Origin of the sequence: Edaphobacter sp. (assembly GCF_035532915.1) — a bacterium.
In the GTDB taxonomy this organism is placed as follows: domain Bacteria; phylum Acidobacteriota; class Terriglobia; order Terriglobales; family Acidobacteriaceae; genus Edaphobacter.
Genome location: NZ_DATKQC010000240.1, coordinates 1 through 6,929, shown reverse-complemented (window position 1 = coordinate 6,929; position 6,929 = coordinate 1). Strand labels below are relative to the sequence as shown.

At 58.6% G+C, this 6,929-nt stretch carries 8 protein-coding genes; 7 read left to right on the top strand and 1 reads right to left on the bottom strand.

Annotated features, from left to right (window positions below):
- The 3 genes from VMU57_RS11590 to VMU57_RS11580 all read left to right on the top strand — a co-directional run.
- The coding region (locus VMU57_RS11590; RefSeq protein WP_325383534.1) for an EAL domain-containing protein at positions 1-258 on the top strand (258 nt) is incomplete at its 5' end.
- A 379-nt stretch (positions 259-637) separates the two neighbouring features.
- Entirely contained in the window at positions 638-1,516 is an 879-nt protein-coding gene (gene motA / locus VMU57_RS11585) for a flagellar motor stator protein MotA (protein WP_325383532.1), read from the top strand.
- Positions 1,517-1,536: 20 nt separating this feature from the next.
- Positions 1,537-2,373 (top strand): flagellar motor protein MotB, encoded by an 837-nt coding sequence (locus VMU57_RS11580; RefSeq protein ID WP_325383530.1) that lies wholly within the window; start codon positions 1,537-1,539, stop codon positions 2,371-2,373.
- Here VMU57_RS11580 and VMU57_RS11575 read toward each other — a convergent pair.
- Complete coding sequence (locus VMU57_RS11575) at positions 2,339-2,677, bottom strand: PilZ domain-containing protein (protein ID WP_325383528.1); 339 nt, start codon at positions 2,675-2,677, stop codon at positions 2,339-2,341. The genes VMU57_RS11580 and VMU57_RS11575 overlap by 35 nt on opposite strands.
- Before the next feature lie 221 nt (positions 2,678-2,898).
- On the opposite strand from VMU57_RS11575, the gene VMU57_RS11570 reads away from it, so the two are divergent.
- The 4 genes from VMU57_RS11570 to VMU57_RS11555 form a co-directional block, all read left to right on the top strand.
- Positions 2,899-3,702 (top strand): response regulator transcription factor, encoded by an 804-nt coding sequence (locus VMU57_RS11570; RefSeq protein WP_325383526.1) that lies wholly within the window; start codon positions 2,899-2,901, stop codon positions 3,700-3,702.
- Positions 3,703-3,991: 289 nt separating this feature from the next.
- A complete protein-coding gene (locus VMU57_RS11565) occupies positions 3,992-5,173 on the top strand; it encodes a sigma-54 dependent transcriptional regulator (protein ID WP_325383524.1) in 1,182 nt (393 codons plus the stop codon).
- 63 nt (positions 5,174-5,236) lie between these two features.
- Positions 5,237-6,517, top strand: a complete 1,281-nt coding sequence (locus tag VMU57_RS11560; protein ID WP_325383522.1) for a sensor histidine kinase — start codon at positions 5,237-5,239, stop codon at positions 6,515-6,517.
- Positions 6,514-6,929 (top strand): response regulator (locus tag VMU57_RS11555; protein ID WP_325383520.1); only part of this gene is annotated, 416 nt, incomplete at its 3' end. The genes VMU57_RS11560 and VMU57_RS11555, both read left to right, overlap by 4 nt.

Sequence of the window (6,929 nt, the reverse complement as noted above, 5' to 3'; positions counted from 1 at the left end):
CTGCGCAAGGGCGGCGTCAGGCTGACCATCGATGACGTTAGAAGCGACTCCTCCCGCTTCAATGATCTGCGGCAGTTCAAAGCCAATCGTCTCAAGACCGATCCACCGATCGTACGCGAGGTGACCAGGAATCCAGATGATGCGGCGATTACCAGAACCATCCTGAACATGGCTCGGGCTCTGCACCTGGACGCGCTGGCGGAAGGAGTTGAGAACGCCCAGCAACTTGATTTTCTGCGCATGCTCGAACTCCCATAGCTTCCCGGGATTGACAGTGACAAACAGTCGGTTTTCCAGGAGATTCAAAACGAGAGGGTCCACTGCGTTGAGTCCCGGGCGGTTCCATCGAGAACATGGCATCTCTAAAATCGCAGATGGCGCCAGTCGGTAACGGCGCATTCCGACACAGCAATCCTGAAACTGTCCGATTACTTCGGTTATGGCTTCCCTGAGATCCCGCCCGGAACCCCGTGCCGACCGCTCCTCTTTCGCCCATCCCACTTTCGAGCAATACCGATGAAATCGCGGCGTCTGGATGCCGATAGCTTATCGAAGCAGAAAATCATTGGCCCGCCTTCGACACTGCCCATAAGAAATGGCAGCAGTATCATGCGCATTCCGGGGGGAAAAGCAGAAAATGTTCTCGATCATCGGCATTGTTCTTGTGTTCGCCGCAGTTCTGTGTGGGTTTCTCCTTGAGAAAGGGCCGCTCGTGGTGCTCGTTCAACCATCGGAGATCCTTATTATTGGTGGCGCCGCGCTTGGAACATTTATCGCCGGTAATCCGTTGCACATATTGCAAAGAACCGTGAGCAGCCTTCTTCGGGTTCTCAAAGGATCGAAATATTCCAAAGAGCGCTACCTGGACTCGCTCAAAATGATGCTCCAGCTCTTCAACAAGGCCCGCAAAGGCGGCATGGTTGAGCTCGAATCCGATATTGAAGAGCCTGAGAAAAGTTCGGTGCTCTCGAAATACCCGGAATTCCTAAAAGACCATCACGCCCGCGATTTTGTGTGCGACACAATGCGGATGGCCATCACCGGCGGCGCAACCCCCTTCGATCTGGACCAGATGATGGAACTGGATATGGATGTGCATCACGCTTCGGCCAGCCAGCCCGCGATCGCACTGGCCACCATGGCCGACGCTTTGCCGGGTATGGGCATTGTAGCCGCGGTGCTCGGCGTGGTGATTACCATGAGCGCCCTCGGCGGCCCCCCGGAAGAGATCGGCCGCAAGGTGGCGGCGGCGCTGGTGGGAACGTTCCTGGGAATCCTGCTTTGTTATGGAGTGGTAGGGCCCCTCGCCTCGGTTCTCACCAAACTGATCGATGACGAGCACGCGTACTATCACGTTCTGCGGGTGGTGATGCTTTCTTATTTGAAGGGAATGCCTCCGAGCGTGGCGGTGGAAGTCGCGCGACGGGCCGTTCCGGAACACGTCCGTCCTTCTTTCCAGGAGTTCGAGAAGGCCTCTCGCCATCGCGAAAGCTCAGCGGAATCGACCGCGGCGTAGTCTGCCGAAAGGATACTCCGATGCAAACCCATCCCCCAATCATCATCATTAAAAAATCAAACAAGCACGCGGTCCACCACGGAGGCGCGTGGAAGGTTGCATATGCCGATTTCGTGACCGCGATGATGGCCTTGTTCATTGTTCTATGGCTAATGAACGCCAGCAAGCAGGTTCAGGAAGCGGTGGGGGGATACTTTAAGGATCCGCGGGGCACCTCAAGGCGTGTCGGCACGAATCAGGTCGGAAGCGATATGTATGTGCCGATACGCAAACAGGACATGACCAAGCTGAAAGAGGATCTGCTCCGGTCTATCCACCATCTCGATCCTCACGACAAGTTCAAGAACCAGATCGAAATTACTATTACGTCGGAAGGCCTCCGGATCGAACTGATCGAGTCTCCCAAAGGGACCTTTTTCGAATTAGGCAGCGCCGTCCCGAGGCCGGCGCTCCGCGACCTGCTCGGGGCGCTCTCAGCCGAACTGGGTAAGCTCCCGAATAACATTTCTGTCGAGGGTCACACAGACTCGAAGGTGTACGCGAATCGGCGGGGGTACGACAACTGGGACCTTTCAACCGATCGAGCCAACGAAGCCCGGCGCCTGATGCTCGCCGAAGGCGTCAGGGTGGATCAGATCGCGCAGGTGAGAGGTTTTGCCGACCGCGAGCCGCGCGATGGACTCAAACCACAGGATCCGCTGAATCGTCGGGTAACGTTGATCGTGCAGTACCAGGTGGCCAATGCTTCAGAGGTGGCTCTGCCTCTCAGCGTGACCAGCCAGAATGCCAGCCCGCCCTCCAGACTGCCTGCCGGGACTGCAGCTACACCAGCATCGGGCCCGCCTGCGGCGCGGTAGGCCGGGCGGTTAAGGCGACCAGCCGCTGCAGCGCCCTGCGCTCTCTCTCCGATTCAAACAGGAATTTCACACCGTCATTGTCCCGGCCGGTGCGCGCCACCCGGGCGCGAACTTCAAGCGACGAATCTCCGCGCCCGATGCGGAGAGTTCCACAGCAGTTCCGCAGGACCGGCTGAAGGAATTCGACCTTCATCCCGTCACTGCTGATCTCACGGCAGCGTCCGGCGATGCTCGTGCCCTCCAGAATAAGGAGGACCGGCAGGTCGACCGGATAGCGCGGACTGCGGTAATGAAACTTCTGCATAAGAATTGCTCGCGAACCCAGCCAAGCGGGTGGCCAAAGTGCGCTCCACCCAGCATCTCCACCCTTCGCCAACTCGACAATCCCCCAATGGATGTATCGGTCTGTCTCATTTTCCCACATGAGAACCTAATGAGTAAACGCATTGATTAGAGATAAATGTATACTGAACGCAATTACATTGGCTTTTGTGGTGACTATACCGGTTTTCTTCGGGGTCTTCTATGGAAATGGGCTCTCGTGTGGTCGATTCCTCCCTACCGCCTCCAGTTGTTCCGGCAGCGAGCCCTCTCGCTGCGCATCTCCAGCCCGCAGTGAGCAACGGTTCTTGGGAATTCAACAGCACCGGGGGCCGGCGCGTGCTCATCGTCGAGAACGACCTTGATCTCGCCAATTTCCTAGCCGAAGAACTCCGAGAAAGCCGGTTCTTGGCCGAGGTGGTCCCGGGATGCGAACAGATGCTGGAGCTCTTGCAGGGCAACACCTGGTACGACCTACTCATGCTGGATCTCGGCTCACCCCCAAGCCGTGGAATCGCGCTCCTTCACCGTCTGCGTCCCATGTTCCCGCGGCTGCCCATCCTGGCGCTTACAACACGCAACTCGGTCGAAGACAAGGTGCTCGCATTTGAAGCAGGAGCGGACGATTGTGTTGCCAAACCGCTCTCGCTGACGGAACTGTTCGCCAGGGTTCGCGCGCTCATGCGCCGCCATGGGGCCACGGCGCCGAACTGTTCCCGGGTGGGCGACTTGGTCATGAATCGCGAAGAACGGCGCGTGGAAAGGAATGGCCGGAGGATTGACTTGACACCCCGCGAGTTGGCCATCCTCGACCTCATGATGAGGAACGCCGGCCGGCCCGTCTCGCGCGCCACTCTCGTTAATGAAGTCTGGAAGATGCCGGATCAGCCGTCGACCAATATCGTCGACGTATACATTAAATACGTCCGCGACAAAGTAGATTTTCCAGGTGAGCCGCGCCTCATTCGCACCATTAGAGGTTTCGGCTATGAACTCCGGGAAACCTGATTCAAGAAGCGAAGCCATTGGGGATCTCCCCCTGCGCTTGATCGTGTTTTCCGCGGTGGAAAGTTCGGTACTGTGAATTCTTGCCTTACTGCAAACGAGACATTTCGCAATCTGAATTGATCCGCTTTCTTTGAAGTTGCCGGAAAGGAGATGGATTGAGTTAAACCGGTTTGTATCGACATCCTGCGGTGCCTTTTGCGGATCGCTCCATTCGTGGTGATGTGTCCGTTAGGTGAATAGCCCAGCGGCATGGCCCGAAAGATCTTGGCAAAGTAGAGATCAGGACAATATGAGTTCTGCTGTTGTGCAGTACACCGGTGTTGAAAATGAATGGCGGTTCAGCGTACTGGTCGTGACGCCGAACGCTCAATTGAGGCAGTCGCTGCAAGAGAAACTCGCTCCCGAGCGCTGGAGAGTCTATCAGGCTGGCACCGGCGCAAGCGCGCTCGAACTGCTGCGCAAACTGATGCTCCGTGATGCGGTCCTCTTGCTCGATCCCATGCTGCCCGACCTCGAACCGGATGGATTTCGCGCCATCGTGAGAGGCCGGTTTCCAGATACCCACATCCTCACCATCAATCATCAGACTGGACAGTTGCTGAACCCCTCGGGGTTGCCTTCTCCGGGCGCAATGAGGTTAGTCGAATTGATCAACAGCAGCAGCCCCGTCCGAATCCGCGGCTTTACGCCCACGCCGGATTCGTCCGCGTGGGATGGAAGAGAACGCCTCGGCCTCGGCTCAGGCAACATGATCGGGCGCTCCGAACCCATGAGCCGCGTATGGAAATTCGCGCGCATGGTGGCCGTGCGCAACACCACCGTTCTCATCACCGGCGAAAGCGGTACGGGCAAGGATGTCCTTGCCCAGGAAATTCACCAGCTCAGCCCGCGGAAAAATAAGCCGTTCGTCGTCGTAAACTGCTCTGCCATCCCCGAAACCCTCCTGGAAGCGGAGCTGTTTGGATATACCAAGGGAGCTTTCACCGGCGCAGTGCAGTCCCGCGTCGGCCGCATCCATTCCGCGCACGCCGGAACCCTGTTCCTGGACGAGATCGGAGACATGCCGCTGACGTTGCAAAGTAAGTTGCTGCGCTTTCTCGAACAGGGCGAAGTGCAGAAGCTCGGCGGCAACGAAAACATCAAGGTGGATGTGCGAGTGATCGCAGCCACCAATGCCGATCTCAAGAAGCTTGTCGCCGGCCAGCAGTTCCGCGAAGACCTCTACTACCGCCTTGCCGTATTTCCCATTCATCTGGCGCCACTGCGCGAACGCATGGAAGACCTCAAAGAACTAATCCAGGCGATGATGGCGAAATACCACGTCGGCGTCTCGCTCAGCCCCGACGCCATCGACATCCTGAGCCAGCACACCTGGCCGGGCAATATCCGTGAGCTGCGCAACGTACTGGAGCGGGCCGTAATTATGGCGGGGTCGGAAGGCCAGATTACTTTCGAGCACATTCTTTTATAGCCTTGATTCCCTTTTCGGGAGCTGAGCCCGTTTTGGCATGCCGCGTGCACCTGAGATAGGCAAATGCTGCCGAGTTCTCATGCTGTTCCAATCAGCGCGACCGACCCGCGACTGCTCAACAATCCGGAATTCCAGCCACCCGAGTTCCGCGGGCCCCAGTTCCTGGCGGATGCTTTCTCGGAATTCATCTCCGCCTCCTCTCAGTTGGAGGCTTCTTATCGCGGGCTCCAGCAGAAGGTTGCGCATCTCAGCGGCGAGCTGGCGGACCGCAATGCGGCCCTGACCCGCAGCCTGGATGAGAACTCCCGCATCCGCACCGCGCTCGAGAAGATGATCGACTCGCTTCCCTGTGGCGTTCTGGTACTCGACAGCGGCGATGCGATCGTCACCATTAACCCCGAAGGACGCAGGTTGCTTGGCGTTAATCTCAATCGCGTCAGGAACTTACGCCAGCTGTCCAATGCCAGCCGTATCGATTTCACCGCATTGGCGGCTTCGCAGAGCGATGGACAGGATACGGAGCTGCGCCTTACTAACACCGCCGGCGACCGCTGGGTGGCCATTGGCCGGCGCGAACTAGCCTGTTCTCCCCAGGAACCGGAACTGGGCGGCACCCAACTGCGGAGCATCTGGATTCTGCGCGACATCACAGCCACACACGAGGCCGAGCGGGAGCGCGAAGCCGCCCGGCGTGCCACAGCCCTGGCAGAAATCTCATCCATTCTCGCCCACGAAATTAGAAATCCATTAGCCAGCCTGGAACTGTTTGCCGAGTTGATCGCCCAAGATCCGGGAGCTGCCTCCCAGTGGATCGCCCATCTGCGCGCTGGCATCCGCACTCTCTCGGGAACCGTAAACAATGTCCTCAGCATGAATGGGGAGAACCACCTCCGCTTCGCTCCGCTGGATCTTTCGGAATGTGTGCGAGAGGCGGTGGAGTTTGTCCGCCCGGTCGCTGAACAAGCCAACGTTCATCTCGGTTTCCAGCCCGCGCAGGAGCCGCTGACGGTGCAAGGCAATGCCGACGGAATTCGTCAAGTGGTCCTCAACCTGGTGTGCAACGCCATTCGCCACACGCCCGCAGAAGGAAGAATCGATGTCTCGGTCGGGCAGGAACGCGGGCCTGCAGGGACCATCGCCTCAGTTGAGGTGCGGGACACGGGCTGCGGAATACCCGAAGAACAGAAGGCGCAACTCTTCGAAGCCGGGTTCAGCGGAACCGGTGAGACGCCCGGCCTCGGTCTCGCCGTCTGCGAGCGCCTAATGCGGCTTCATGCCGGGTGCATTCGAGTCTGGAGCCAAGTAAACAAAGGGAGCAGATTTTGCCTGGAGTTTCCTGCATGATGACAGACGTAGCAGAGCCTTCCGTCATGGTTGTTGACGATGAGCCGGGCATCCGCACCGCCCTGCGAGCCAACCTTCTTCGCCACGGATGGCGCGTAGACGCGGTCTCGGGTGTGCGCGAGGCAATTCGCAACCTTCAGGACCGGAGCTTCGATCTGGTGATCACCGACATGCGGATGCCGGACGGAAACGGCATGGATGTCATGCGCGCCGCGCGCGACGCATCAAGCACCACCGCCGTCATTCTGCTTACGGCGTATGGCTCGGTTCCCGACGCGGTGAGTGCGATGCGCGATGGCGCGCTCGATTATCTCACCAAGCCGATCTCCTTCGATCGCCTGCAGGCCGTCGCGGCGGAGGTCATGCTGCGCGCCGGCCAAATGCCGACTCGCGAGACAAGACGCGAAGGCGA

Excerpts from the sequence above, each read along its gene's own strand:
- motA (WP_325383532.1), top strand. The coding sequence starts at position 638 with ATGTTCTCGATCATCGGCATTGTTCTTGTGTTCGCCGCAGTTCTGTGT.
- VMU57_RS11580 (WP_325383530.1), top strand. The coding sequence starts at position 1,537 with ATGCAAACCCATCCCCCAATCATCATCATTAAAAAATCAAACAAGCAC.
- VMU57_RS11575 (WP_325383528.1), bottom strand. The coding sequence starts at position 2,677 with ATGCAGAAGTTTCATTACCGCAGTCCGCGCTATCCGGTCGACCTGCCG.
- VMU57_RS11570 (WP_325383526.1), top strand. The coding sequence starts at position 2,899 with ATGGAAATGGGCTCTCGTGTGGTCGATTCCTCCCTACCGCCTCCAGTT.
- VMU57_RS11565 (WP_325383524.1), top strand. The coding sequence starts at position 3,992 with ATGAGTTCTGCTGTTGTGCAGTACACCGGTGTTGAAAATGAATGGCGG.
- VMU57_RS11560 (WP_325383522.1), top strand. The coding sequence starts at position 5,237 with ATGCTGCCGAGTTCTCATGCTGTTCCAATCAGCGCGACCGACCCGCGA.